This window comes from Mycobacterium sp. 1245801.1 (assembly GCF_001673055.1).
GTDB lineage: Bacteria > Actinomycetota > Actinomycetes > Mycobacteriales > Mycobacteriaceae > Mycobacterium > Mycobacterium europaeum_A.
The window spans coordinates 1-24320 of record NZ_LZKY01000294.1 but is presented as its reverse complement, the minus strand read 5'-3'; the positions used below and the strand labels follow the sequence as shown (position 1 = coordinate 24320).

23 protein-coding genes and 1 pseudogene are annotated in these 24320 nt (G+C 66.2%); 10 read left to right on the top strand and 14 right to left on the bottom strand.

What is annotated here, in order from left to right; all coding sequences use genetic code 11:
• Window positions 1–16: 16 nt before the first annotated feature.
• The 11 genes from A5622_RS18785 to A5622_RS18740 all read right to left on the bottom strand — a co-directional run bounded on the left by A5622_RS18785 (window position 17) and on the right by A5622_RS18740 (window position 12827).
• Entirely contained in the window at window positions 17–1804 is a 1788-nt protein-coding gene (locus tag A5622_RS18785; RefSeq protein ID WP_066880508.1) for an MCE family protein, read from the bottom strand.
• Window positions 1805–3184 (bottom strand): MCE family protein, encoded by a 1380-nt coding sequence (locus A5622_RS18780; RefSeq protein WP_066880506.1) that lies wholly within the window; start codon window positions 3182–3184, stop codon window positions 1805–1807.
• Complete coding sequence (locus tag A5622_RS18775) at window positions 3181–4608, bottom strand: MCE family protein (protein ID WP_066880504.1); 1428 nt, start codon at window positions 4606–4608, stop codon at window positions 3181–3183. The genes A5622_RS18780 and A5622_RS18775 overlap by 4 nt, the downstream gene beginning before the upstream one ends.
• A complete protein-coding gene (locus A5622_RS18770) occupies window positions 4605–5723 on the bottom strand; it encodes an MCE family protein (protein WP_066864312.1) in 1119 nt (372 codons plus the stop codon). The genes A5622_RS18775 and A5622_RS18770 overlap by 4 nt, the downstream gene beginning before the upstream one ends.
• Window positions 5723–6745 (bottom strand): MCE family protein, encoded by a 1023-nt coding sequence (locus A5622_RS18765; RefSeq protein WP_066864316.1) that lies wholly within the window; start codon window positions 6743–6745, stop codon window positions 5723–5725. Before A5622_RS18765 ends, A5622_RS18770 begins: the two co-directional genes overlap by 1 nt.
• Window positions 6742–8004, bottom strand: coding sequence for an MCE family protein (locus A5622_RS18760; protein WP_066880503.1), 1263 nt, complete (start codon window positions 8002–8004; stop codon window positions 6742–6744). The genes A5622_RS18765 and A5622_RS18760 overlap by 4 nt, the downstream gene beginning before the upstream one ends.
• A gap of 19 nt (window positions 8005–8023) precedes the next feature.
• Window positions 8024–8869: an ABC transporter permease gene (locus A5622_RS18755; protein ID WP_066864323.1), complete on the bottom strand. Its 846-nt coding sequence runs from the start codon at window positions 8867–8869 to the stop codon at window positions 8024–8026.
• Between the two features lie 7 nt (window positions 8870–8876).
• A complete protein-coding gene (locus A5622_RS18750) occupies window positions 8877–9695 on the bottom strand; it encodes an ABC transporter permease (protein ID WP_066864326.1) in 819 nt (272 codons plus the stop codon).
• Window positions 9685–9867 carry a hypothetical protein gene (locus A5622_RS29300; RefSeq protein WP_156748926.1) on the bottom strand — a complete coding sequence of 61 codons (183 nt, stop codon included), beginning with the start codon at window positions 9865–9867 and terminating at the stop codon, window positions 9685–9687. The genes A5622_RS18750 and A5622_RS29300 overlap by 11 nt, the downstream gene beginning before the upstream one ends.
• A gap of 222 nt (window positions 9868–10089) precedes the next feature.
• Window positions 10090–11295, bottom strand: coding sequence for a CaiB/BaiF CoA-transferase family protein (locus tag A5622_RS18745; RefSeq protein WP_066864329.1), 1206 nt, complete (start codon window positions 11293–11295; stop codon window positions 10090–10092).
• Complete coding sequence (locus A5622_RS18740) at window positions 11292–12827, bottom strand: aldehyde dehydrogenase family protein (RefSeq protein ID WP_066880502.1); 1536 nt, start codon at window positions 12825–12827, stop codon at window positions 11292–11294. The genes A5622_RS18745 and A5622_RS18740 overlap by 4 nt, the downstream gene beginning before the upstream one ends.
• A gap of 281 nt (window positions 12828–13108) precedes the next feature.
• Here A5622_RS18740 and A5622_RS18735 point away from each other — a divergent pair, with 281 nt between their 5' ends.
• The 7 genes from A5622_RS18735 to A5622_RS18705 all read left to right on the top strand — a co-directional run bounded on the left by A5622_RS18735 (window position 13109) and on the right by A5622_RS18705 (window position 19160).
• On the top strand, window positions 13109–13810 hold the full coding sequence (locus A5622_RS18735; RefSeq protein ID WP_066880500.1) for an SDR family NAD(P)-dependent oxidoreductase: 702 nt from the start codon (window positions 13109–13111) through the stop codon (window positions 13808–13810).
• 53 nt (window positions 13811–13863) lie between these two features.
• Window positions 13864–14064, top strand: a complete 201-nt coding sequence (locus A5622_RS18730; RefSeq protein WP_066864338.1) for a ferredoxin — start codon at window positions 13864–13866, stop codon at window positions 14062–14064.
• A 48-nt stretch (window positions 14065–14112) separates the two neighbouring features.
• Window positions 14113–15477: a cytochrome P450 gene (locus A5622_RS18725; protein WP_066880498.1), complete on the top strand. Its 1365-nt coding sequence runs from the start codon at window positions 14113–14115 to the stop codon at window positions 15475–15477.
• 121 nt (window positions 15478–15598) lie between these two features.
• Entirely contained in the window at window positions 15599–15994 is a 396-nt protein-coding gene (locus A5622_RS18720; RefSeq protein ID WP_066864344.1) for a hypothetical protein, read from the top strand.
• Between the two features lie 55 nt (window positions 15995–16049).
• Entirely contained in the window at window positions 16050–16934 is an 885-nt protein-coding gene (locus A5622_RS18715) for a hypothetical protein (RefSeq protein WP_066864347.1), read from the top strand.
• A 17-nt stretch (window positions 16935–16951) separates the two neighbouring features.
• Complete coding sequence (locus tag A5622_RS18710) at window positions 16952–17530, top strand: hypothetical protein (RefSeq protein ID WP_369829246.1); 579 nt, start codon at window positions 16952–16954, stop codon at window positions 17528–17530.
• A gap of 214 nt (window positions 17531–17744) precedes the next feature.
• Window positions 17745–19160: an alpha/beta hydrolase family protein gene (locus A5622_RS18705; RefSeq protein WP_232003000.1), complete on the top strand. Its 1416-nt coding sequence runs from the start codon at window positions 17745–17747 to the stop codon at window positions 19158–19160.
• A gap of 5 nt (window positions 19161–19165) precedes the next feature.
• On the opposite strand, the gene A5622_RS18700 is transcribed toward A5622_RS18705, so the two are convergent.
• The 3 genes from A5622_RS18700 to A5622_RS18690 form a co-directional block, all read right to left on the bottom strand.
• Complete coding sequence (locus tag A5622_RS18700) at window positions 19166–20341, bottom strand: acyl-CoA dehydrogenase family protein (protein ID WP_066880492.1); 1176 nt, start codon at window positions 20339–20341, stop codon at window positions 19166–19168.
• On the bottom strand, window positions 20325–21323 hold the full coding sequence (locus A5622_RS18695; protein ID WP_066880530.1) for an acyl-CoA dehydrogenase family protein: 999 nt from the start codon (window positions 21321–21323) through the stop codon (window positions 20325–20327). The genes A5622_RS18700 and A5622_RS18695 overlap by 17 nt, the downstream gene beginning before the upstream one ends.
• A gap of 145 nt (window positions 21324–21468) precedes the next feature.
• Complete coding sequence (locus tag A5622_RS18690; protein WP_066880490.1) at window positions 21469–22098, bottom strand: nitroreductase family protein; 630 nt, start codon at window positions 22096–22098, stop codon at window positions 21469–21471.
• Window positions 22099–22391: 293 nt separating this feature from the next.
• On the opposite strand from A5622_RS18690, the gene A5622_RS18685 reads away from it, so the two are divergent.
• The 3 genes and pseudogenes from A5622_RS18685 to A5622_RS18675 all read left to right on the top strand — a co-directional run.
• Complete coding sequence (locus tag A5622_RS18685) at window positions 22392–22784, top strand: carboxymuconolactone decarboxylase family protein (RefSeq protein ID WP_008253716.1); 393 nt, start codon at window positions 22392–22394, stop codon at window positions 22782–22784.
• A 76-nt stretch (window positions 22785–22860) separates the two neighbouring features.
• A complete protein-coding gene (locus tag A5622_RS18680) occupies window positions 22861–23754 on the top strand; it encodes an NAD(P)-dependent oxidoreductase (protein ID WP_066880488.1) in 894 nt (297 codons plus the stop codon).
• Between the two features lie 247 nt (window positions 23755–24001).
• Window positions 24002–24320: pseudogene (locus A5622_RS18675) on the top strand (amidohydrolase); the annotation flags it as partial.

The following is a 24320-nucleotide window of genomic DNA, read 5'->3' as shown; positions in this document are numbered from 1 at the left end:
GCTTCGGCTGGCGAATTCAGGTGGGCAGCATGTCCTTCCACGTCTTGGGCGCTTTCGGAGCGACGAGATCCGACTGCTGATACAACTTCCCGTCCGGACCGACATAGCGACCGGTGTGCGGATCGTACTTTGCCACCACGACCGAGGGCGCGGGCTTAGATCCGTTGGCTCCGAACGAGCTTGGCGCGGCCTGGGGTCCGCCGCCGCCAGCCGTGTCGGCCGGTACGGGATCGGCCGGTGCAGAGTCGGCCGGCGCGGGACCGGGAGCAACGAGCGGGGCTAACGGCAGTGCCGGCGGCGCGGCCGGCGGCGGGGGAAGTTCTCCCGCCGCAGGGACGTCGAGTGGCGCAATGGGCGGAAGGTCCGCCGACATTCGCGACATCGGCGCCAGCGCTGGTCCCGACGACGGCAACGGGGGGGCGGCGGCCCCCACCGTGCCCGGCGGCGGATTTTCTCCCCGCGGCCCCGCAGGGGCACCGCGCGGCACCGCCCCCGGCGGCAGCGGCGTTCCCTCGACCGGTCCGAAGATCCTGTCATTGGTGGTGATTCGGTCATCGGGTGGCACACCCTGGGCGATCAGGTTGGGATCCAGCGGGTAGGGACCGAGGGTGTGCTGGCGCATCGCCAGCGGCATGTACGGCTTGTCGCTGTTGCAGATTTCTACGGTCGGGGCGCGCTTACCCGGGTGACCCATGCAGGGATAGTTGCGGGCACCGCGCACCGCGATCGGTGAATCCTGCGGCAGTTTGCAATACAACCCGTCCGGTGTGTCGATGTCGGTCAGGTCGTCCGGGGACCGCCAGGTGTTGGGTGGCATGAAGCCGACCGTACAAATGGGTGGGTCGTCGACCGTGGCCGCGAAGTCGCCGTAAGCCCTACCGTCCGGGTGGTTTTCACCCTGAGCGGCCTGCTCGATGGCAACGCCCGACGGCAGCAGGACCAGCAGCTGCTCGATGGAAGGGTGATAGGTGACGCCGATCTGCCCGATGGTGGTCAGGTTGGCAAGCAGCACCGGCAGCGTCGGTTTGATCTGTTCGAGAAGCCGCGACGCTTCATTCGCGGCGTCTGGGCCCTTCTCCAGGATGGTGCGGAAGTGAGAATCGTTGTTCACCAACGTATCCGAGATGCCGGCGAAGCTGTGCGCCCACGTTCGGATCGAATCGGTGGTTCGCGCCTGGGTGTCCAGCAGCGGTCCGGTGTCCTCGGTGAGGGCTCGGGTGCGGTCGACGACGCCGTTGGCGTCGCGGGACAGCGTCTTCGAGGAATCGATCAGTGACCCCAGGTCGTAACCGGAACCGTTGAAGCCCTGGAAGGACTCGTCCAGCAATTGGCCGAGCTTGGTCTTCGGGATGCTTTGGACCAACGCGTTGACCTGCTCGAGCATCGGGCCGACCGGCTGCGGAATTGTCGTGTCGCGCACGGCGATAACCGACCCGTCGTGCAGATATGGCGGCGAATTCGTCTTGGGCCGTAGGTCCACGTACTGCTCACCCACGGCGGAGACACTGAGCACCTGCGCGGTCAGGTCCGACGGGACCTTGGGTGAAGTGCTAAGCGACAGCGTCGCTTTCGCGCCGGTCGGCGTCAAACCCACCGAGGTGACCTTGCCGAGCTGAACCCCGCGGTAGGTCACATTGGAAAACCGGTACAGGCCGCCGGTGGCCGGTAGCTCCAGCGTCACCGTCATCCGGCCGATGCCCAGCAGTGTCGGCGCTTGGATGTAGAACAGGACCATCGAGATCACGCCGATGGTTCCGGCGATCACGAACACCGCCAGCTGGATCCGAACGAAGCGCGTCAGCATCTATCCACCCGCTCCCGTTCCGGGCGCCTCCGCGGGCACCGGCGATTGACCAAGACCCGCGTCGGGCACCGGGGCCGCACCCGGTGGCGGCCCGGGCAGCGGGCCCGCGTTCGGCGGCGGCCCGGGCAGCGGGGCCGCGTTCGGCGGCGGCCCGGGCAGCGGGGCCGCGTTCGGCGGCGGCCCGGGCAGCGGGCCGTAAGCCGACGACGGTCCGGGCACCGCACCCGGCGGTGGTGGCGGCAACGGCAATGCGTTGGGATCGATCCACGGCGGCCTCAGCGGGTTATGCAACGGATCGAGTGTGTAATTCAAGCGATACGGGTCCCCGGGCACCGGTGGTACGGGCATATCCAGCTGCCCCCAGTGGGTTCCCAGGAACAATCCCTTCTTGAGCCGCGGGATCGTGAGGTCGAAATCGAAATGCAGGTTGAAGAAGTCACCTCGGACCGCGCGGTCGACGAAGTTCTGGGTGAACGGGAACACGAACGATGCCGCGATGGCCGCGCCGAAGTCCGGTCCGACGTCGGCGAGCGCCTTTATGGTCGGCTCCAGGTTTTTGAGGTTCGTGACCAGGTCGGCCTGGGAGTCGTTGATCAGCCGGGTGGCGGTGTTGCTGAACACGCGAAGATGATCCAGGGCGGCCGTCAGGCGCGGCCGCTCCTTGATCAACACCTCCAGCGCCGGCGGTATCTTGCGCAGCGCGTCGGTGACCACGTCGCGTTGGTCGGCGAAGGTGGCGGCCAGCCGATTCAACGCCTGGATGGAGGCGACGAGGTTGTCGCGCTGGTCGTCCAGCGTGCCCACGAACGTGTCCAGGCGGGTGATCAGATCGCGCACCGCGCCCTCGCGCCCGGACAGGGCGGCAGAGAAATTGTGGATGACCTCGCCGATCTGTCCCAATCCGCCGCCGTTGACGACCGCGCCCAACGACGACAGCGTCTGCTCCGTCGACGGGTAGGCCGATGACCGGCTGAGTGGGATGGTGGCGCCGGGCTGCAGCCGTCCGCTGCCCTGCTGACCGAGCGGTGTGTTGAGCTCCACATGCATCGAGCCCAGCAGGCTGGTCTGACCGACGGTGGCTACCACGTTGGCGGGGACCACGACATCGCGCTTGACCGAGATCTCGACGTCGGCGTGCCAGCCTTGCACCCGCATCGTGCCGACGCTGCCGACGACGACGTCATCGATCATCACGGGCGAATTCGATTCCATCGTCCCGACATTCGGAAGTTCGACGTGGTAGATGTTGGCTCCGGGACCGCGTCCGACCGCACCGGGCAGCGGTAGCGAATTCAGGCCGTGGAATGCGCAACCCGTCGTCGTCAACGCCACGCAACAGCCGACGGTGAACACCCGCCGAGCGACCACTCGAGCGATCATTGTTGTGGCCCCTCGTCTGGGAGCAGCATGCCCGACACGGACGGCGCCGGTGGTGGCGGCACCGGTGTCGACGGCGGCGGTGGCAGCGGCATTGCCGCGCCCGGTATCCGCTCCGGCGGCACCGCCCCCGGCGGTCCCACCGGATCACCCGGCAGGCCGGTATAGGCCGACACCTCAGGCGGGATCTCGGGCGGTCCGGGTTTCGGGCCCTCGCCGCCGGGCGCCAAGCGCGGTTCGGTGTAGAGAACCCTGGCCGGGTCGACCGACTTGGATATGAACGGGTTGATCGGAATTGGCGAATTGTTCCAGCTCGTCTGCCGCAGCCCCGGCCCCAGGAACAGGGAGCACAGCTTGCCCGATTCGACCGCGGTGATGTTCTCGATGGCACCGATCTGCGTGCAGCCCGGAGTGGACAGCAGAACCTGACCGCCCCACGTGGGATTCGACATATTCATCAGCCCGAACCCGCCGACGATGGTTCCGGTGTCCGCGTTGTAGTCGTTGAAGAAGTTGCCGAACGCGTTCGGCGCGCCGTGCAGAATGTTTTCCAGGGCCATGTGGTGATCGACCAGGTTCTGCGTGACATCGGCCAACCGGGCGATCTGCTCGCTGGTCTGGTTGCGCGTCCCGGCGATGAACCGCCGCACCTCGCCGACCGCCGTCGACAGATCGGTCAGCGCCGCATCCAGATCGGATTTGCTGTCGTTGACCACGCTGGTGAGCGTTGCGAGGCGACCGTTGAACTGCTCGATCTGCACGTTGCTGTCGCGCAGCGCGCCGACGAAGGTCTGCAGGTTCTTGATGATGTCGACGATGTTGCCGCTGCCGTTGGCGAGGATCCGGCCCACCCCGGACAGTTGAGCGAGCGTTTGCCGCAGCTTGTCGCCGTTGCCGTCGAGCGCGTCGGCGGCACTGTCGATGAACCGGCCCACCGATGTGCCCGAGACCCCGCTCTTGGGTCCCAAATCCGTTGCCAGGCGCATCAACTGGGTTTTGACTTCATCCCACTCGACCGGCACCGCGGTCCGTTCGACGGGGATGACCGCCCCGTCGCGCATGACCGGCCCACTGTCGCGATAGGCCGGCGAGAGCTGGACGTAGCGAGCGGCCACCAGATTCGGCGCGACGATCACCGCCTTGGCGTCCGCCGGAATGGGCACGCCGCGGTCGACCTTGAGGACCATCTTGGCCTGGGTGCCCTGCGGCTGAATGGATTTGATGTTGCCGACCTTGACACCGGACACCCGCACCTCGTCATGGGGATAGATCGCGGTGGCGGTGGTGAAATACGCGGTGATCGTGCGTGGCCCGAAGAACGTGTTCCGGACGACCATGGCGGCGCCGGCAATGATCAGCCCGACCAGGACGGCCGCCGTCACGGCCGCCAGCCGCTTGCGCGGAATCCGGGAGATCCGGGAGCTCACTGTGATCCTCCGATCCGTCCGCCCAACGTGCAGCCAGGGCACTGTGGAATGAGGTTGTACGGCCAGGGGGTTAGGGCCCGAGGTACCGGTGACGGGAAGCCGGGACCCTTGGAGGTATCGAAGGTGCGGAATCCCCAGAGGTAGTCGAACAACTCCTGGAAGAGTTGCGGAACAAGGAAGTTCGGGGCGAACGCCTGGTAGGCGTACATACCGGAGATTGCCTCGCCGACTGTGATCTGGAATTTGGCGAGGCCCGGCAGCGCTTTGCCGATGTTGTCGCGGTTCTTCTCCAGGACGCCGGTCACCCGGTTCAGCCGCTCCAGAGTAGGTGCGAGTGTGGCTTCGTTGTCGTGCACCAACCCCGTGAGCTGCTTGGCCACCACCGAGGTGTTGGCCAGCAGGTCGACGATCTCTTGCCGGCGTGCGACCAGCACCTGGAGCAGGGAATCGGAGTTGAGGATGAGCTTGTTGACCTGCATGCTGCGTTCCGAAAGTATCCCGGTGACGTCGCCGGCGCTCTTGAACAACTCGCCCAGGTTCTTGTTGCGGCTGTTGAGGGTTCGCGATAGCCGGGTGAGCGCGTCGAAGGCCGGCCCCATCTGGGGTGCGATCTGGTCGAGCGTCGCCGCCAGCGTGTCCAGCGACTGATTCAGCGCGGTGGTGTTGGTGCCGGCCGTGTCCGACGTCAGGTCACTGACCGCTTCGCTCAGCGAATAGGGAGAAGACGTGCGCGAGACGGGGATCAGCGTCATCGGGTGCATCGTGCCGCTGCCGGCGGACTCCACCGTCAGCATTCGCTCGCCCAGCAGCGTGCCGGTGCGGATGTGCGCGGAAGTCTCGGAGCCGAGCAGGATGTTGCCCTTCATCGCGAACGTCACCAGAGCGTCGCCATGGCTGAGCTTCACATCCGAGACGGAGCCGACCTTCATGCCCGACACGATCACGGGGTTGCCTACCGCCAGGCCGCCGGCTTCGGTGAACAGCGCCTGGTAGCGCACCATCGTCGCCCATTGGATGAATCGGTCGGGCGACAGTCCGACCAGGATGACCATCACCGCCAGGACGACGCCGATGAGTCCGGGCTTGACGAGCCCAGCTCCGCGATACTTGAGCATTAGGGTTCCGTGCACCTTCCTGCATCTGACCTGAAGATGTTGGCGCGCACGGTCTTACCAGAGAGATCCGTGCCGCGGAGCCCGAACTGGCAGAGGTAGTACGGGATGGTGGCGCCGTTCACGCCGAGCCGGACGAGCTTGCGGTAGTTCTGCGGTGCCTTCGCGATCGCGGCGTCGAGGCGGTCCCTGTCGCCATCGAGGATCGGCGCCAGCCGGTTCAACTGGGCGATGGTGCCCGACAGCGGCGGGCGGGCCTCGGCCAGCAGATCCGCCAGCGAGGCCGTTCCCTTGTCCAGGGCGTCAATGGCGGACCCGATCGTGTCCCGGTCACCCGACAGGCCGCTGACAAGCTGCTCGAGGCGATCGATCGCGCCGGAGAACTGCTTGCCGTCCTTGGCAACCGTGCCGATCACGATGTTGAGGTTGTCGATCAGTTGCTGCACGGTTTGGTCGTTGTCGGCCAGGGCATTTGAAAACGAGGTCGTTTTGGAGAACAGCGACTCGAGTGTTCCGCCCTGACCCTGGAAGACCTGCAACAGTCCTGACGTCAGCTCGTTGACATCGCGCGCATTCAGACCCTGCGTAACGGGTTTCAGCCCGCCGAGCAGCAGATCGAGGTCGAGCGCCGGAGCGGTGCGGCTGACCGGTATCTGACCCCCTGCCGGCAGCCGCTTGGGCGAGCCGGGACCGTCGACGAGTTCGAGGTAGCGATCGCCCACCAGGTTGAGGTAGCGGACCGCCGCCCTGCTGCCCTCGGTGAGGACGACGTTGCGGTCGGCGTCGAACTTCACCACAACCTTCTTGTCCGGCTGCAGCGACACACTGTTGACGGTGCCCACCCGGATCCCGGCGACCCGCACCGATTGGCCCGGCTTGAGACGCGAGACGTCGGTGAACACCGCCGAATACTCGGTCACAGAACCCGTCCGGTACTGGCCGAAGATGAAGAACAGGAAGGCGGTAAGCATCGCCATCACGACCGCAAAGATCGTGAACTTGATCAGCGTTGCGCGCGTTCTCATCCGGGCTGTCCGATCTGCGCGGAGTTACGTGGCGGTCCGGCGATCGGCCCGTACAACAGCTGCTTGAGGAGATCGGAGTTGATCAACAGCTGCGGGTTTCCGTAGTTCACGGGATTCGCGCCGGTATCGGCAATCAGCTGCGGTGGGGCCGTGTTGAACGGCAGCTTCGGCAGACCGACGCACTGCGGGCCGCCCGTCGCCGCAACCTTGGGCAGGTTCGTCGGATAGCGGTAACGCTCGGCGCCCCACGTGAGGCTCGCCGAGATGTTGATGCTGGGTTCCGACAACGGCGCCCCATGCGATATCTGTACGAGCCCCGCGAAAGCGCAGTTGAGCGCCGGAGCGTACTCATTGGTCAGATCGGTCGTCGGCACCAGCAGATGCAAGACATTTGTCAGCGGTTGGCGGTTCGTCGACAACACGTCATTGCCGATGTCGGCCAAGCCGATCGCGCTGATCAGCAACGCATCCAGGTTGTGCTGTTCATCGACAAGTGTCTTGCTGATCCGGGTCGCATTGGCGGCGGTCTTAATGAGGTCGGGTGCCGCGTCGGCATAGGCGTTGGACACCGCCGGCAAGACAGCGAGGTCGTGCCGGAACGCGGGCAGGCTCGGCTCCAGCCTGGCCAGGAACGAATCCAGGTCGCTCAGCGACTGGCCAAGCTGTGGACCCCGCCCGCTGAACGCCTGTGCCAGCGCACCCAGCGACTCGTTGAGCTTGGGCGGGTCGATGTGGCTCAGCACCGACACCAATTGCTGGAATACGGTGTTGATTTCGACCATGACGTGCTGGCCCCGCAGCGTCTGGCCGCTGCGTAGCCGTTGGGCCGAGGGCTGGTCGGGCGGGACCAGCTCGACGGACTTCGCGCCGAATACCGTCGACGAGGCGATATTGACGAGCACGTTGCCGGGGATGAAGTGCATCTGCGACGGGTCCATCGCCAAGTGAATGGCGGCCTCACCGTTGGGCAGCGGCTGGATTGAGGACACCTTGCCCACCTGCACGCCGCGCATCTTGACCTTGGCGTCGGGGTTCATGACCAGGCCGGCTCGTTGCGAGATGACCGTCACCGGCACGGTGGTGGTGAAGGAGCCCTGAAACAGACCCACCGCGACGGCGAAGATCAGACCGATGATGAGGACGGTGGCCAGTCCGAGCAAGGGTGGCAGGTAGTTGCGCCCGGCCGGCGGCCGCGCATGGCCGGTGCGCGCCGGTCGCCCCCCGACCGCGCCGCGACCCGCCGGAACATTCTGCGTCATTGCTGTTTCACCTCCTCTGCTAACCGGACAGGTTGAAGTTGCCGTTCGTACCGTAGATAGAAAGCGAGACCAACAGGGTCACCGAAACCACGACGATGAGCGAGGTGCGCACCGCGTTGCCGGTCGCGTTGCCGACGCCGGCCGGTCCCCCCGAGGCGAAATAGCCGTAGTAGGTGTGGATCAGCAGGATGGTGAGCGCCATCAGAATCGCCTGCAGGAACGACCACAACAAGTCGATCGGATTCAGGAACGTGTTGAAGTAGTGCTGATACAAACCCTGCGACTGTCCCAGTAGGAACGTGGTGGTGAACTGGCTGGCCACGAACGACAGGATGACGGCGATGCTGTACAGCGGCGTGATCGCCATCATTCCCGCCAGGATCCTGGTGCTGACCAGGTAGGCGACCGGCCGAATGGCCATGCTCTCCAAGGCATCCACTTCTTCGTTGATCCGCATGGCACCGAGCTGAGCGGTCACGCCGGCGCCGAAGGTGGCCGCCAGACCGATTCCGGCGACCACCGGTGCCGCGATGCGCACGTTGATGAACGCGGCCAGAAAGCCCGTCAGCGCCTCGATGCCGATGTTGCCCAGCGAGGTGTACCCCTGGATGGCCAGGGTGCCGCCCGCCGCCAGCGTCAAGAAGCCGACGATCACCACGGTTCCGCCGATCATCGCCAAAGTGCCCGCGCCCATGCTGATCTCGGCGACCAGTCGAATGACTTCGCGCGTGTAGTGGGTGGCAGCGAAGGGCACCCCGGCGAGCGCCTTGCCATAGAACAGGGTGTGATCGCCGATCCGCCCCATCAGGGCGACTGGCCTCTCGAGTTGACGGGTCAGACGCGGATATGCGGCCCTCAGTGCCATGGCAGCCCTACTTCGCCGTCATCTTGATGCCGATCGCGGTGACCACCACGTTGACGACGAACAGCGACATGAAGGCGTAGACGACGGTTTCGTTCACCGCGTTGCCAACGGCCTTGGCGCCACCGCCGGTGATCGACAGGCCCCGGTAGCAGGCGACCAGGCCGGCGATGAGGCCGAAAAGCGCTGCCTTGACGCACGAAATGATCACCTCGGGAACACCGGTGAGCAACGTGATGCCCGCGGCGAACGCGCCGGGGTTGACGTCTTGGACAAATACCGAAAAGACGTAACCGCCAAGGACGCCGATGATGACCACCAGGCTGTTGAGCAGGAAGGCGACCAATCCCGATGCCAGCATGCGCGGTGTGACCAGACGTTGCACCGGGTTGATGCCCAGCACCTCCATCGCGTCGATTTCCTCGCGGATCGTCCGCGCCCCCAGATCCGCGCACATTGCCGTAGCGCCGGCACCCGCAACGATCAAAACCGTGACCAGCGGGCCGAGCTGGGTGACAGCACCGAACGCGGCGCCCGCACCGGAGAGATCCGCCGCGCCCAGTTCGCGCAAAAGGATGTTGAGCGTGAAGCTGACCAGGACGGTGAACGGGATGGCGACCAACAAGGTGGGAGCCAGCGACACCCGCGCGACAAACCAGGACTGCTCCAAGAACTCCCGCCACTGGAAGGGCCGGCGGAACAGGTACTTGACCGCGTCGGCGGACATCGCGAACAGGGCGCCGACGGCGTGCATGGGCCCGGTGAAGTCGAATTTCAGTTTCAGCTGCGGTAATCCCGCTGACCAGTGGTCGGCGCCCTTAGTTGCCATCGGCGTCAGGCCCTTTCCACGCTACGAGACCGGCAGTCTTGTTCTGGCGCAACGGCTGCGGTAAGTTCAGCAGAATTGACGGCCGTAAACGCCCGCTGACGAGGGCGAAATGCTCAGCGGGCAGCCAATTTCCGGCATCGACCTTGGAAGTGACAGCCGCGACCTCGCTCACGCCAGACCTCCGTTCTGTTGCGTGAGTTGGCGCTGCAAAACGAGGGGCCCCACGTCTTGAAGCGTCCGGCGATTATGACTCATGCCGCGTCCGGGCGGAGCGAAAAATGCATAACCGTTATCGCGCATTCCGCGATTGGTGCACGGGCGCAAGGCGACTGCGTCCCAACGCAAGCGACGGTCGGCTCAAGCATGTCGCTGCTGACTCCAGTCCAAATAGTGCTCACGTGACGGCGCCGGCCGTCTTGAGTTCGATGATGCGGTCCCAGTCGAGGCCGAGCTCCATCAGGATCTCGTCGGTCTGCTCTGCGAATCCGGGGGCTGGCCCGGTCTGTGGCGCTGCGACGTCGAACTGTACCGGGTTGGCCACCAGCTCGAGTTCGCCCGCCCGCACCAGGTACTCGTTCGAGCGGATCTGCGCATCCTCGGCCGCTTGCAGGGTGTCCTGCACGGGCGCCCACGGCCCGGAGAGCGTGGCGAAGCGCTCGCTCCACTCGGCCAGCGTGCGGCCGGCGATGGCCTTGGTCAGCAGCTCGACCGCGTCCGCGGTGTTGGCGGCGATGTTCTCCACGGTGTCGAAGCGCGGATCATCGGCCAACTCGGGCAGGTCGACGTGGCGGCACACGTCGGCCCAGAACTTGGTGGGCTGCATCATCACGAAGGAGATGTAGCGGCCGTCGGATGTCGTGTACAAACCCACCAGCGGGTTGTTGGGCGCGCCGTGCACGCCCGGCGGCGGCGATTCCAGCCGCTGGTTCAGATGCTTTGTCAGCGCGACCGTGTGCCCCAGTGACCACAGCCCGCTGCCCAGCAACGACACGTCGACCACCGACGGTTCGCCGGTGCGCTCGCGCTTGAGCAGCGCCGCCGCGATGCCGCCGGCCAGGTTGGTACCCGAGATGGTGTCGCCGTACGCCGGTCCGGGCGGCGCGATCATGCCCGGCATGCCGGCCGGAGTGATGGTGGCGGCCGTACCGGCCCGGCACCAGAAGGCGGTCATGTCGTAGCCGCCTTTGGTCGACTCTTCGCCGCGCGGGCCGAGCGCACTGCCGCGCGCGTAGACGATCTTCGGGTTCACCGCCCGGATGTCATCGACGTCGATGCCGAACTTGCGCCGGTGGTCGGGCAGGAAGCTGGTGAGGAACACATCCGAGCGGCGGGCCAGCTCATAGAGCACCTCCTTACCCTCGGGCACCGACATGTCCAGCCCGATGCTGCGCTTGCCGCGGTTGGCGTGCTCGATGTTGGGGTTGGGATCGCCCTCGACGCGCAGCATCCCGGTCTGTCGCAGTCCACGTTGCGGATCACCGGTCACCGCGTGCTCGACCTTGACCACGTCGGCACCCCATTCGGCGAGCACCGCACCCGCCGAGGGCACGAACCCATACATAGCGACTTCGAGGACGCGGATGCCTTCGAGCGGCCTCATGCGCCGGCTCCTTTCGCTGAGACGGCGGGCACGGCGAAGGTCTTGCGCTCGAGGAACTCCTCGAGCCCGGCGACGCCCATCTCCCGGCCCACGCCCGACTGCTTGAAACCCCCGAACGGGCTGTCCGCGCCGAAGTAGTTGCCGCCGTTGATGGAGAAGGATCCGGTGCGGATGCGGCGCGCCACGGCCAGCGCGCGGTCCTGATCGCGGCTGAACACCGCGCCCGCGAGCCCGTAGATCGAGTTGTTGGCGATGCGCACGGCGTCGTCGTCATCGTCGAACGCGATCACCACGAGCACCGGCCCGAAGATCTCGTCCTGGGCGATTTCGCTGTCGGGATCGACGTTGGTCAGCAGCGTCGGCGCATAGAAGTAGCCCGGGTCGAGTCGCTTGCCCCCGGTGACCAGGGTCGCCCCGGCGGCCACGGCGCGCTGCACCATGCCGTCGACCTTGTCCCGCTGTTGCTCGTTGATCAGTGGTCCCATATAGGTTTTGGGATCGGCCGGGTCGCCGTGGCGCACCTTGGCGAAGTTCTGCGCGATCAGTTCGACGATTTCGTCGTGGTGCGACCTGGGCACCAACAGCCGGGACGTGAGCGCACAGCCCTGGCCCGCATGGGTGACCATGCTGAACGCCGCGAACAGGGCCGCGTTGGCGAAGTCGGCGTCATCGAGAATGATCGCCGCCGACTTGCCGCCCAGCTCCAGAAAGACCCGCTTGACGGTGTCGCTCGCCGCGGCCATGATCTTGCGCCCGACCGCAGTCGAGCCGGTGAAGGTGATGACGTCGACGTCCGGGCTGGTGGTCAGGGTTACCCCGGCAGCCGGGTCCGACGAGCTCAGCACGTTCACGACCCCGGCCGGAATGTCGGTGTGATTGGCGATCAGCTCGCCGAGCGCCAGCGTGACCAGCGGTGTGTCCGGGGCGCCCTTGAGCACCACCGTGCATCCGGCGGCCAGCGCCGGGGCGAGCTTCGCCAGCGCGAGCTGGTTGGGGTAGTTGTAAGCGATGATGGCGCCGACCACCCCGGCGGCTTCCTTTTCCACCCAGCGGTGGTGGAGCATGCCTCGCGATTCTTTTTCGCCCAGGTCCTCGGTGAACTGATAGGTGCGCAGCAGGTCCGCGTAGAAGCGCACGATGCCGATCGGCTCGTCGAGCTGAGCGCCCTGGGTCAGCGCGCGGGTGGCGCCCACTTCGGCGATGGTGAGGTCGCGCAACTCCTCGGCGTGGTCGACGAGCGCCTGGTGCAACTGGTCGAGGCAGCGGATCCGCAACTCGACGTCGGTGGGCCAGCTGGTCTCGTCGAACGCCCGCCGGGCGGCCGCGATCGCCGCTTGAGCTTCCTCGCCACCGGCGTCCGGCGCATGCCCGATCACAGCACCCGTTGCGGGGTTGATCGAGGGGAACGTCCTGTCGGCGCTGACCAGCCGGCCATCGATCAACAGACGGCGGTCGACGTGGGACTCAGGCGCGGCATCCGCGACGGTCACTGTGGTTCCAGTGGCGGGCTCTGCCGTGTCCTGGGCAGGCATTCCGTACCCCCTAGTGTGGTGGCGATCACGATAATTTCATTCTCTTCCCCGGCGAATCTTACATTCGACTTTCGATAATTCAAGAAAGTCTCAGGAATGAGATCGGGGGTGCTGACCAGGGCCGCAACCGGCCGTACACTGCCGGCCAGGGTCTTTCCCGCAGGCCGGACGCGGTGTTAGGCGCATGTTGCACGGCGCTCCGCGCGGAGAGTAGGGTTCTCATAATTGTAAGGGAGATTCTTTGTGACTGAAATGGCCCCCTCCGGAGCAGAGGCCTCTACATGAAGACTGCGGTAGTCACCGGCGGCGGATCCGGCATCGGCCTCGCCGTCGCGCAACGCCTGCGGGCCGACGGTTTGAACGTCGCCTCCATCGACCTGCGGCCGTCCGAAGCCGATTTCGCCTTCACCGCCGACGTCACCGATCGCTCGCAAGTGGACGCGGCGCTGTCGGCCGTCCGCGCGCAACTCGGGCCGGTGACGGTTCTGGTCAACGCCGCCGGCCTCGACGGGTTCAAGAAGTTCAACAACATCACCTTCGAGGATTGGCAGCGGGTGATCGACGTCAACCTCAACGGCGTCTTCCACACCGTCCAGGCGGTGCTCCCCGACATGGTCGAGGCGGGATGGGGACGCATCGTCAACATCTCGTCGTCGAGCACGCATTCCGGTGCGCCCTACATGAGTCATTACGTGGCGGCCAAGTCGGCGGTCAACGGCCTGACGAAGTCGCTCGCACTCGAGTACGGGCCCAAGGGCATCACGGTCAACGCGGTGCCGCCCGGCTTCATCGACACCCCGATGCTGCGCGCCGCCGAGAAGAACGGATTCCTCGGTGACATCGACGAGACCATCGCGCGGACGCCGGTGCGCCGGATGGGCACGCCGCAAGACATCGCGGCGGCGTGCGCGTTCCTGGTGTCCGAGGAGGCCGGCTACATCACCGGTCAGATCTTGGGCGTCAACGGCGGTCGCAACACCTGAGCGGTGGCGATTCGTCGGCGGCGCCCGGTAACCAGTGTGAGAGGAGACAACCCGTGAAGGTCTGGGTGGATTCACAGCGGTGCCAGGGCCACACCCTGTGCGCCATGATCGCGCCGGAATCGTTTCAGCTCAGCGACATCGACGGCAGCTCGTCGGCGGTCGACGAGGTGGTGCCCACCGACCGCGAGGACCAGGTCCGTGAGGCCGCGCAGTCCTGTCCGGAGCAGGCCATCATGATCACCGACGACGCCTGAGCCGCTATCGGATCCGTAGCTACGGCAAACACATAGGGAGACAGAGCATTGAGCGTCGACGACGTCGTCAATGACAGCGACCGCAAGAAGAACCGGTACCACTTCGACCGGCATTCCGCGGAATACCGGTCGAAGTTCAAAGCGATCACCGAAGAGATGCACGCCAAGTGCCCGATGGCCTGGACGGATACCTATGGCGGCCACTGGGTTGCGGCCGGCAGCCACGAGGTGTTCGAGCTGGCCCGCTGCCCCGCCGTCTCCAACGATCACGACATCCACGGCGAACGCCGCGGCTACAAAGGCATTTCGATCCCCACGGCCAGCCGAGTCAGCGCGGTGCGCGGCGGGATCCTGGAGATGGACGACCCCGAGCACCGCATCTACCGAACCGTGCTCAACCCGTACCTGTCGCCCGCGGCGATCAAGCGCTGGGAACCGTTCATCGACGACGTGACGCGCGCCTGCCTGGACGAGAAGATCGAAAGTGGCCGCATCGACTTCGTGGACGACCTGGCCAACATCGTGCCCGCCGTCTTCACGCTGGCGATGCTGGGCATCCCGCTGAAGAAGTGGAACCTGTACAGCGAGCCGGTTCATGCCGCGGTGTACACGCCCGAACACTCCCCCGACATCGAGCGCGTCACCGCGATGCACCGCGAGATGGGCCTCGACATGGTCAACAATATGATCGAGATCCGCGCGAACCCGCGGCCCGGAATCGTCAACGGCCTACTCCAGATGCGCATCGACGGTGAGCCGGCCCCGGAGCTGGAAATCTTGGGGAACCTCGGCCTGGTCATCGGCGGGGGCTTCGACACCACGACCGCGCTGACCGCCCACTCGCTGGAATGGCTTTCGGAACACCCGCAGCAACGACAGCTGCTCAGCGACGAGCGCAAGACCCTGCTCGACCCCGCGACCGAGGAGTTCTTGCGCTACTTCACCCCGGCGCCCGGAGATGGCCGGACCTTCTCCGAGGACACCGAGCTCGACGGCACCCAGTTCAAAGAGGGTGAGCGGCTGTGGATTTCGTGGGCGATGGCCAACCGCGACCCCTCGGTGTTCCACGACCCGGACCAGATCATCCTCGACCGTAAAGGTAACCGGCACTTCAGCTTCGGGCTGGGCGTGCACCGCTGCATCGGCTCGAACGTGGCGCGCACCGTGTTCAAATCCATGCTCACCGCGGTCCTCGACCGGATGCCCGACTACAAATGCGATCCGGAGGGCACCGTTCACTACGAGACCATCGGCGTCATCCAGGGCATGCGCAAGCTGCCGGCCACCTTCACGCCCGGCCGCAAGATCGGGGCCGGCCTCGACGAAACACTGGAGAAGCTTCAGCGCATCTGCGACGAACAGGAACTCGCCCGGCCGATCACCGAACGCAAGGAAGCCGCGGTCATCGACTGAGCCGTTCAGAATTTCGCGAGTCGGCCTGTTCAGCGTGACCGCGTCTTATATTTGAGCCAAACGCGTGCGCAGAGAGGGAGACGCATCGGTGAAGACTTTCGCAATCAGCCTTGCGCTTGCCATGGCCGCGCTGACTCTCACGCCGAGCGCCCGCGCGGACATGCTGTATTCCAATTACCGGGTGGACACGAACCGGGATCCCGGCCACAGCTGGATCTGGTCGATCAACCCGTGCGTTAATTCAGCGCCGGGATGCCTGCAGGTGTACGCAACGCCGCAACCCAACGGGCAGGCGGCGCCCTGGCGGGGAGAGGCCCATCTGACCGATGGCCGCTATGTCATGGCCGCTGACGACCCCTTCGGTGTGCGTTGCGTGGTCCAGTTCTTTCCCTCGCATGACGTCTACTCGTGGGATCCGGTGACGCTGGCGGGTCAGGTCGACTCGACGTTCGACACCGGCTGCGGCGGCGGACCGGGGGGCGCCAACAGCTGGCCGTTCTCGCTCGTGCGATGGTAGCCGCGTGAGAGGTACAGGAGTCGGTCGATCATGACGGCGACGGGCAGCAGGCACGATGGCTGACGAGAAGAAGGCGCCGGTGGATTCGGCCACCTCGAAGGCCGACGTGCAGGCGTTGCTCGAGGAGGCCGAGGCCGAGGCCGCCGAAGCCGAGGCGCTGGCCGCCGCGGCCCGCGCCCGCGCTCGCGCCGCCCGCCTCCGGCGCGAAGCGCTGGCCCAGACCGAGACCGAGACAGCGACCGCGGCCACAACCGAGCCCGAGACCGCCCAAGAGGCGCCGGCCGCCGAAGAAGACGGAACCGACACCGCCGAGCCGGAGACCGACGACGACGTCACCGAAACCGTCGAGGCAACCGGCACCGAAGCAGCCGAGAACGAGCGCGAAGCCTCCGACGAAACCGCCGAAGGGACAGAAGCGCAAGCCAAGTCGGCCCGCTCTCGGCGGCGTCTGCGGCTGCCCTCGTGGTCCGTGGTGTGGAAGGCGGCGGTCATCCTGCTCATCTGCGCCTTCCTCGGCGCCAGCGGATACATGGTGTGGAACCACAATGAAACGATCGAGCGCAACCACCGCGCCGCGAACATTCTCGCGGGCGCCCGACAAGGTGTCGTCAACCTGACTTCCATGGACTTCAACAAGGCCAAGGAGGACGTCCAACGGGTGATCGACAGCTCGACCGGCCCGTTCCGGGACGACTTCCAAGCGCGCGCAAAGGATTTCACGACCGTCGTCGAACAGTCCAAAGTGGTCACGCAGGGAAGCGTGAACGCGGCGGCCGTGCAAACCATCAACGGGGATTTTGCGTTGGTTCTCGTCGCGGCCACCTCGCACGTCACCAACGCCGCGGGCGCCAAGGACGCACCACGCAATTGGCGGCTGAAGGTGACCGTGAAAAACGACGGCGGGCAATACAAGATGTCCAACGTGGAGTTCATTCCGTGAGCGAGGACCAGCCCGGCATCGACACGGCCGTCGACACTGCCGACGACTCTGTCGACCACGACTCTGTCGACCAAACCGACCGCGACGAAAGTAGCGCTCCACCTGCGCGGCGCAGGGTGAAAGTCGTTCCCGTGATTCTGATTGTGCTGCTGCTGCTTTCCGGCGGCACGGCGACCTGGCTGTACTTCAAGCAGTACCGGACCGACAAACAGACCGACGCCAGCGTCGCGAGCGCGGTCGCCAATGCGGCGTCCGACGGAACCGTCGCGTTGCTGTCGTACTCGCCGGAGTCACTCGACAAGGACTTCGCCAACGCCAAGACCCACCTGTCCGGGGACTTCTTGTCGTACTACAACCAGTTCACCGAACAGATCGTCGCGCCGGCAGCCAAGCAGAAGTCGCTGAAAACCAACGCCCGGGTGTTGGGGGCCGCGGTTCAGGAATTGCACCCGAATTCGGCGGTCGTGCTGGTGCTGGTCGACCAGAGCACCACGAGCAAGGACATTCCCGACCCCGCAATGGCTTCCAGCAGCGTGCTGGTGAGTTTGACCCGAGTCAACGGCGCCTGGCTGATCACCAAGTTCGATCCGGTCTAGGCCGTTTCAGCTAGTTCGACCGTTGCGTGTGAACCCATGGCTTTCACTGTGAGCTGAGGGCGCCGACACGCCGGCGGCGGCCGCCATGGATTCACACTCGACACCGTGGATTCACACTCGACGCAGCGAACCTGCGCCGCCGGGCTCCGGCCGCCAGGACTGTGCCCAAGGATTCACCAAGGATCCGCCGAGGCCGGCATTCGATCCTTTTCTCATGCCGCTCAATCGCCGGCACCCGGGAGGAGGAATCGCCATGTCGCTACTGGGCAACCACATATCTCTGATGCACGGTTGGGTCCCGATCACGGCCCAGATCGTCACCCCGCTCACCCTGGCGGTTGCCACCGGCTGGCGATCGCGTCGTTGGCGCCTGCTCTGGCTGCCCGCCGCTGCCGTCGCCGGGGTCGGCACGGCGCTCGGGGCGCGCCGCTGCATCAGCGCGGCGGCACCGGACGCGCTATACGTCTGGATCGCGTTGGTCGGTGTGGCCATGGCGGTGCTGATCCTGGGCTGGCGCGGTGCGCGGTGGTGGCGGCGCGGACTATCCATCCTGGCCGTGCCGCTGTGCCTGCTCTGCTCGCTGCTGGTGCTCAACCAATGGGTCGGTTACTTCCAGACCGTCCAGAGCGCGTGGAATCAGTTCACCTCGGTTCCGCTGCCCGACCAGGTCGACAAGGCCACGGTCACCACACTGGCGGCGAAGGGCTCCAAGCCGCCGCACGGCAGCCTGGTGCCGGTCGTGATCCCCGAAGACGCTTCGCAATTCAAGCACCGTGAGGAACTCGTCTACCTGCCGCCGGCCTGGTTCGCCAGCTACCCGCCGCCGCAGTTGCCGACGGTGATGATGATCGGCGGCATGGTCAACACGCCCGCCGACTGGGTGCGCGCCGGCGGCGCCGTGGACGCCGTCGACGCCTTCGCGGCCGCGCACGGCGGCAACGCGCCGGTGCTGGTGTTCGTCGATCCGGGCGGCGCCTTCGACAACGACACCGAATGCGTCAACGGAAACCACGGCAACGCGGCCGATCACCTGACCAAAGACGTTGTGCCCTACCTGGTCTCGAACTTCGGTGTCAGCCCCGACCCGTCCCGCTGGGGTGTCGTCGGCTGGTCGATGGGCGGAACCTGCGCGGTGGACCTGACCGTCATGCACCCCAACATGTTCAGCTCGTTCGTCGACATCGAGGGCGACCTGACCCCCAACACCGGGACCAAGGAGCAAACCATCGCCAACCTATTCGACGGCGATGCCGACGCGTGGGCGAGATTCGACCCGACCACGGTGATCAACCGCCACGGACGCTACACCGGGGTATCCGGTTGGTTCGCCATCTCGTCGGGTGATTCACCGCGCCGCGACGTCACAACCGTGGACACCGCCGCAATGGCCGTCGCCGGTCGCGCCGCCGCCGCCGACCCGGGCAACCAGGCCGCGGCCGCCTCGTCCCTGTGCGGGCTGGGCCGAGCCAACGGCATCGACTGCGCGGTGGTGGCCCAGACCGGAAAGCACGACTGGCCGACCGCCGGCATGGCGTTCTCCACCGCGCTGCCGTGGCTGGCCGGCCAGCTGCACACCCCGGGTGTGAGTCGGATCGCCTTGCCCAGCAACGGCTCTCAGCAAGCCCTATGACCGCGCTAGCCGCGCGGCAGGCCGAGTACCCGCTGGGCGATGATGTTGCGCTGGATCTCCGACGTGCCGCCGGCGATGGTCCCGGAGAAGCTGCGGGCGTAGCGCTCGAACCAGCTGGCGAAGTAGTGGTCGAGGTTCATGTGCGCGTACGGGCCCGTCAGTCCCGGGTGCACCAGTCCGTCGGATCCCGCGGACGTCAGCGCCAGTTCCATGCCACGCAACTCGGCCTCGGAGCCGAGCAGCTTGAGCACCGAGATCGCGGCCACATCATCTTCGCCACGCGCGGCGCGCGCCAGAGCCGCCGAACCCAGCAGCCGTAGGGCCTGCTTGTCCATGATGGTGCTGGCGTATTGGTCACGCTCGACGTCGGTGCTCGGATGGAAATCGTCGATCATGTTCTCCAGGCGATCGGCGAAACCCAGCCACATCATCGTGCGTTCATGTCCCAGCGAGCCGTTGGCCACCCGCCACCCCTGGTCGAGCTCCCCGACCAGGTTCTCGGCCGGCACCCGAACGTCGGTGAAGAACACCTCGTTGAAATCGAGATCGTCGGCACCGCAGATCGACGGGAACGGCCGGCGCACCAGCCCCGGGGTATCGGTGGGGATGATGAGCGCGCTGATTCCCTTGTGCTTCGGCACATCCGGATTGGTCCGCACGAACGTCAGCAGGATGTCGGCGTCGTGGGCCCCCGAGGTCCACACCTTCTGGCCATTGACCACGAAGTGACCGCCGTCCAGCACCGCGCGAGTGCGCAGCGACGCCAGGTCGGAACCCGCGCTCGGTTCGCTCATGCCGAGCGAAGCGGTGATCTCGGCCCGCAAAATCGGCACCGCCCAACGCCGCTTCTGCTCGTCGCTGCCGAACGACAACAGCGATGCCCCAACAATATTCACGCCCTGCGGGTTGAAGCTGTGGTAGATCCGCCGGCGGCTCAGTTCCTCGAGATAGACGAACTGCTGAATGACCGTGGCGTTGCGCCCGCCGAATTCCGGCGGCTGGCTGGGCAGCAGCCAGCCGTTGTCGAACAACAGCCGCTGCCAGTCGCGGGCCCACTGCGGCATGTGTGAGACCGACCGGGGGCGTTCGAGCGTTTCGCTTGCGGGAGGCAGGTTTTCGTCCAGGAACGCCGAGAACTCCGCCCGGAACTCCTCGACGTCGGAATCAAAAGTCAGCTGCACGGTATTCCTCCGCGATCCGCGCCCGGTGCTCCGCCGCGCCGCCGAGCATCAACTCGCCCGCCTTGGCTCGTTTCAGCGCGAACTGCAGGTCGTTCTCCCACGTGAATCCCATTGCGCCATGCAGCTGTAGGCCGTGCCGGAACACCAGCGACTGGCATTCGCCGGCCGACGCCTTGGCCATCGCGGCCGCCAGCCGGCGGCGCGGATCGTCGGCCGCGATCGTCAACGCGGCGAAGTAGGCCAGCGCGCGCGCCCGTTGCACGGCGACGTGCATGTCGGCGGCCTTGTGCTGCACGGCCTGGAACGAGCCGATCGCCACGCCGAACTGCTGGCGGCTACTCACGTGCTCGAGCACCAGGTCGAGGATGCGTTGGCAGGCGCCCACCATCGTGATCGCCATGCCGGTCAACGCGAAATGGTGAGCGCGTTCCGCGTCGACGGTCAGCCGGTCACTGTCGGGCACCCGAACCTCGGCGAACGACAGGTCGGCGACGTGCAGTACCGGATCGAACACCGCCGCGCGCCGGGCCGACACCTGACCGGACGCGACCAGGAACACCCCGGCGTCGGTCACCACCGCCAGCCGATCCGCGCGATCTCCGTCGAGCACGTGCCGCGCGGTGCCTTCCAGGACCCAACCCTCGGCGTCGCGGTGCGCGGCGACCCCGCTATAGACCGCGGTGCCCGACTGGTGTGGGTCGAAGCGGTCCGCGGCGAGCGGCGCGAACTGGCTCATCGTCGCCAGGTAAGGGGTGGGGTCGGTGGCGTGGCCGAGCTGCTCGAGCACGATGGCCAACTCGACGGCGCTGTCCGCATCGCTGAGCTCGGTCCAGCCCTGGTCTACATACGATTTCCACAACGGGCTCGGGTCGACGCCCTCTTCGACCACGCTGCGCACCAACGACGGCGGGCACTGCTTCGCGACGGCGTCGCGCACCGTGTCCTGCCACAGTCGCTGGTCAGCATCGAACTCCAACAGCATCCGCGCCGCCTCTCGTCGTGACTGTCACGGCGAGAATACCATTCTCGGTTGCGGAAGTAATAATCTCTGAATCCGGGCATGGGGTATCAAACAGGCCATCCCGCCGCGCGCCCGGTTCGCCGGGCCAATGGCTTCGAGCGCCCAGCTAGCCGGGGGCTCGGGCACCGTCGAGGACGCCGTCGGCGGCTTGGTCCCAGCGGTCGAGGTTGACGAATTCGGCCAGCGGACGCCGGCGCAGCGGGCCATGTTTGCCCTTCGGCCACCCCACCACGATGTGGCCGGCGATCATCCAGCCCTCGGGTACCCCGACGGCTTCCCGCAGCAGCTGCTCACCGCCGTACGAGGCCCAGCTGGTCAGGCAGGCACCCAGGCCCTGGGCCCTGGCGGCCAGTAGGAAGTTCTGCATGGCGGGAAAGATCGAACCGCCGAGCAGCAGTTCGGACGCCGTCGGGTAATGCGCCTGGGCGAACAGGACCGAAGTGAATTCACCGGCGCGGTCGTGCAATTCGTATGTCGCACGGTAGGTGCGCGCTCGACGGCTGTTGTCGTCGTCGGCGGGCCGGTTCATGCCGTAGACCGGCTCGATCACTTCCAGCGCGTGGGCCGCGGCCTTGGCCACCACCGCCCGCTGCTCGGGCGATCGCAGCACAACGAATCGCCAGCCTTGCGCATTGGCGCCCGAGGGGGCCCACCTGGCCGCCTCGAGACACCGCGCCAGGGTCGCATCGTCCACCGGCTCGTCGGTGAAGCGCCGGATGGTCCGGGCCGTCGACATCACTTCCCAGATGTCAGCGCTTGCTCCGGTCACTGCTTCTCCTCTACGTCCAGAGTCGCCCAGGTCGGCACCGTCAGTTCGTATTCCTTGCGGCGCAAGACTTTTGGTTACCGCGACGTTGAAGCACCCGTCCGGCGGCAATGAGAACAGAAAGTGGACAGCTTCATTAGAACCTCGACTGTAGACCCCGCCGAGCGACCACGGTGCAAGACTGCGCTCAGGCAATCGGAACCTCGCCAGCGCACGCGCGACTACATCGAGGGCCGCTGCCCCGAATTGAAGGGAGATGTGCATTGGATCGCGAAACCTACCAGCGGGGGCTTGACATCCGCTCCGAGGTGCTGGGCGAGGAGTATGTCAACCGCGCGTTGGCCAACGCGGACGACTTCACCGGGCCCCTGCAAGACCTCGTCACCGAATACTGCTGGGGTGCCGTCTGGGGCCGCGAGGAACTCCCGCGCAAGACCCGCAGCATGCTCAACCTGGCGATGATCTCGGTGCTCAACCGGCCCAACGAATTACGCACACACATCAAGGCGGCGCTGACCAACGGTGTCACCCGTGAGGAAATCCGCGAGGTCTTCCTGCAGGTGGCCATCTACGCCGGCGTGCCGGCCGCCGTCGACAGCTTTCGCATCGCGGGTGAGGCGTTCGGCGAACTGGACCGGGATAGTGGCGACCGCTAGCGCGGCGGAGCCGGGCGCCGGGGGCACCTCCCGCTTGCGGGGGCCGGGTCGCCACCATCGGGGTAAGGGACCCAACATGAAGATCGGGTTCATCGGACTCGGAAATATGGGCCTTCCCATGGCATCCCGCCTCCTCCGGGAAAATCACGACGTCGTCGCCTTCGACACGAGCGGCGAGGCACTCGAGCGCGTCGTCGCCCTTGGCGCCCGCCCGGCGTCGTCGGCCAAGGAGGTCGCCGACCGCGCCGAAACGGTGCTGGCCAGCCTGCCCACCCCGAGTGTGTCGCTGGAGGTGGCGACCGGCCCGGCGGGCGTGATCGAGGGGGCGCGGGTGCGGCGCTACGTCGACTTGTCCACTGTCGGTAGCCAAATGGCGGTGCAGATCCACGCGATGCTGGCCCGGCGCGACATCGTGGCGATGGACAGCCCGGTCAGCGGCGGTGTCAGCGGGGCCGAGAAAGGGACGCTGGCGCTCATGGTTTCGGGCCCGCGCGACGAATTCGACCTCGTGCGAACCGCGCTCGAAGCGCTCGGCCGGCCGATGTATGTCGGCGACAAGCCCGGCGCGGCGCAGACGATGAAGCTGGCGAACAACATCTTGGCGGCCAACGTCTTGGCCGCCACCGCGGAAGTCGTCGTGATGGGCGTCAAGGCCGGCCTCGACCCCGCCGTGATGATCGAGGTGCTCAACGCGGGATCGGGTGCGACGAGCGCGAGCCGCGACAAGTTCCCCCGCGCGATCCTGTCGCGCACCTTCGACTACGGCTTCGCCACCGGGCTGATGCTCAAGGACGTGCGGCTCTACCTCGATGAAGCGCGGGCGCTTGGCGTTCCCGCCGAGGTCGCCGAGACGATCGGCCGGCTGTGGGAGGCCCTTGCCCGCGACGAGGGGCCCGAATCCGACTTCACGACGGTGATCAAACCGTTCGAGCGGGCCGCGGGCGTGACGGTGGGCGGGGCATCGGACTAGCCCATCGCCCCGGCCGCCGCGGCGACGAGCCCGCGATCGCGTCCCTCTCCCACCTCGGAGAATGGTATTATCCGCAAAGAAGAACCATACTTGCTCCGACGACCACAAAACGCGTGCCACCAGCGACGATGAATAAACGAAATGCTTACCGGAAACCCGTTGATGGACCACCGAACGAAATGTTAGATTGGCTATCATCTGACCTCGCGCGGCCGGCTTTCGCCGCCGCAGCCGAAGGGTGGCTCTTGTGATCACACACGCCGACGGAACCAGCACCCCGTTGATCGACGCCAGCGTGCACATCTTCTTCCCGTCCAACAAGGCCCTGCGCAAGACCCTGCGCGAGCCGTTCAAGAGCCGCGGCTTCCCCGATTACGAGATGGACTGGTACGGCGCCCCAGGCGGTGAGTACGCGCCCAACACCGAGGGCCCGGACCGCCAGTACCCGGGTTCGGACCCGGATTTCGTTGCCAATGAACTGTTTTCGAAGCGCGGCGTGCAGGGCGCTGCCCAGGTGCCGGTCCGGCATGATGCCGCGCGCCATCGGGTGCAGCACCGCCACATCG

Coding starts and splice junctions, on each gene's coding strand:
- A5622_RS18785 (WP_066880508.1), bottom strand. CDS start 1,804: ATGCTGACGCGCTTCGTTCGGATCCAGCTGGCGGTGTTCGTGATCGCC.
- A5622_RS18780 (WP_066880506.1), bottom strand. CDS start 3,184: ATGATCGCTCGAGTGGTCGCTCGGCGGGTGTTCACCGTCGGCTGTTGC.
- A5622_RS18770 (WP_066864312.1), bottom strand. CDS start 5,723: ATGCTCAAGTATCGCGGAGCTGGGCTCGTCAAGCCCGGACTCATCGGC.
- A5622_RS18765 (WP_066864316.1), bottom strand. CDS start 6,745: ATGAGAACGCGCGCAACGCTGATCAAGTTCACGATCTTTGCGGTCGTG.
- A5622_RS18760 (WP_066880503.1), bottom strand. CDS start 8,004: ATGACGCAGAATGTTCCGGCGGGTCGCGGCGCGGTCGGGGGGCGACCG.
- A5622_RS18755 (WP_066864323.1), bottom strand. CDS start 8,869: ATGGCACTGAGGGCCGCATATCCGCGTCTGACCCGTCAACTCGAGAGG.
- A5622_RS18750 (WP_066864326.1), bottom strand. CDS start 9,695: ATGGCAACTAAGGGCGCCGACCACTGGTCAGCGGGATTACCGCAGCTG.
- A5622_RS18745 (WP_066864329.1), bottom strand. CDS start 11,295: ATGAGGCCGCTCGAAGGCATCCGCGTCCTCGAAGTCGCTATGTATGGG.
- A5622_RS18740 (WP_066880502.1), bottom strand. CDS start 12,827: ATGCCTGCCCAGGACACGGCAGAGCCCGCCACTGGAACCACAGTGACC.
- A5622_RS18735 (WP_066880500.1), top strand. CDS start 13,109: ATGAAGACTGCGGTAGTCACCGGCGGCGGATCCGGCATCGGCCTCGCC.
- A5622_RS18720 (WP_066864344.1), top strand. CDS start 15,599: ATGGCCGCGCTGACTCTCACGCCGAGCGCCCGCGCGGACATGCTGTAT.
- A5622_RS18715 (WP_066864347.1), top strand. CDS start 16,050: ATGGCTGACGAGAAGAAGGCGCCGGTGGATTCGGCCACCTCGAAGGCC.
- A5622_RS18705 (WP_232003000.1), top strand. CDS start 17,745: ATGCCGCTCAATCGCCGGCACCCGGGAGGAGGAATCGCCATGTCGCTA.
- A5622_RS18695 (WP_066880530.1), bottom strand. CDS start 21,323: ATGCTGTTGGAGTTCGATGCTGACCAGCGACTGTGGCAGGACACGGTG.
- A5622_RS18690 (WP_066880490.1), bottom strand. CDS start 22,098: ATGTCGACGGCCCGGACCATCCGGCGCTTCACCGACGAGCCGGTGGAC.
- A5622_RS18680 (WP_066880488.1), top strand. CDS start 22,861: ATGAAGATCGGGTTCATCGGACTCGGAAATATGGGCCTTCCCATGGCA.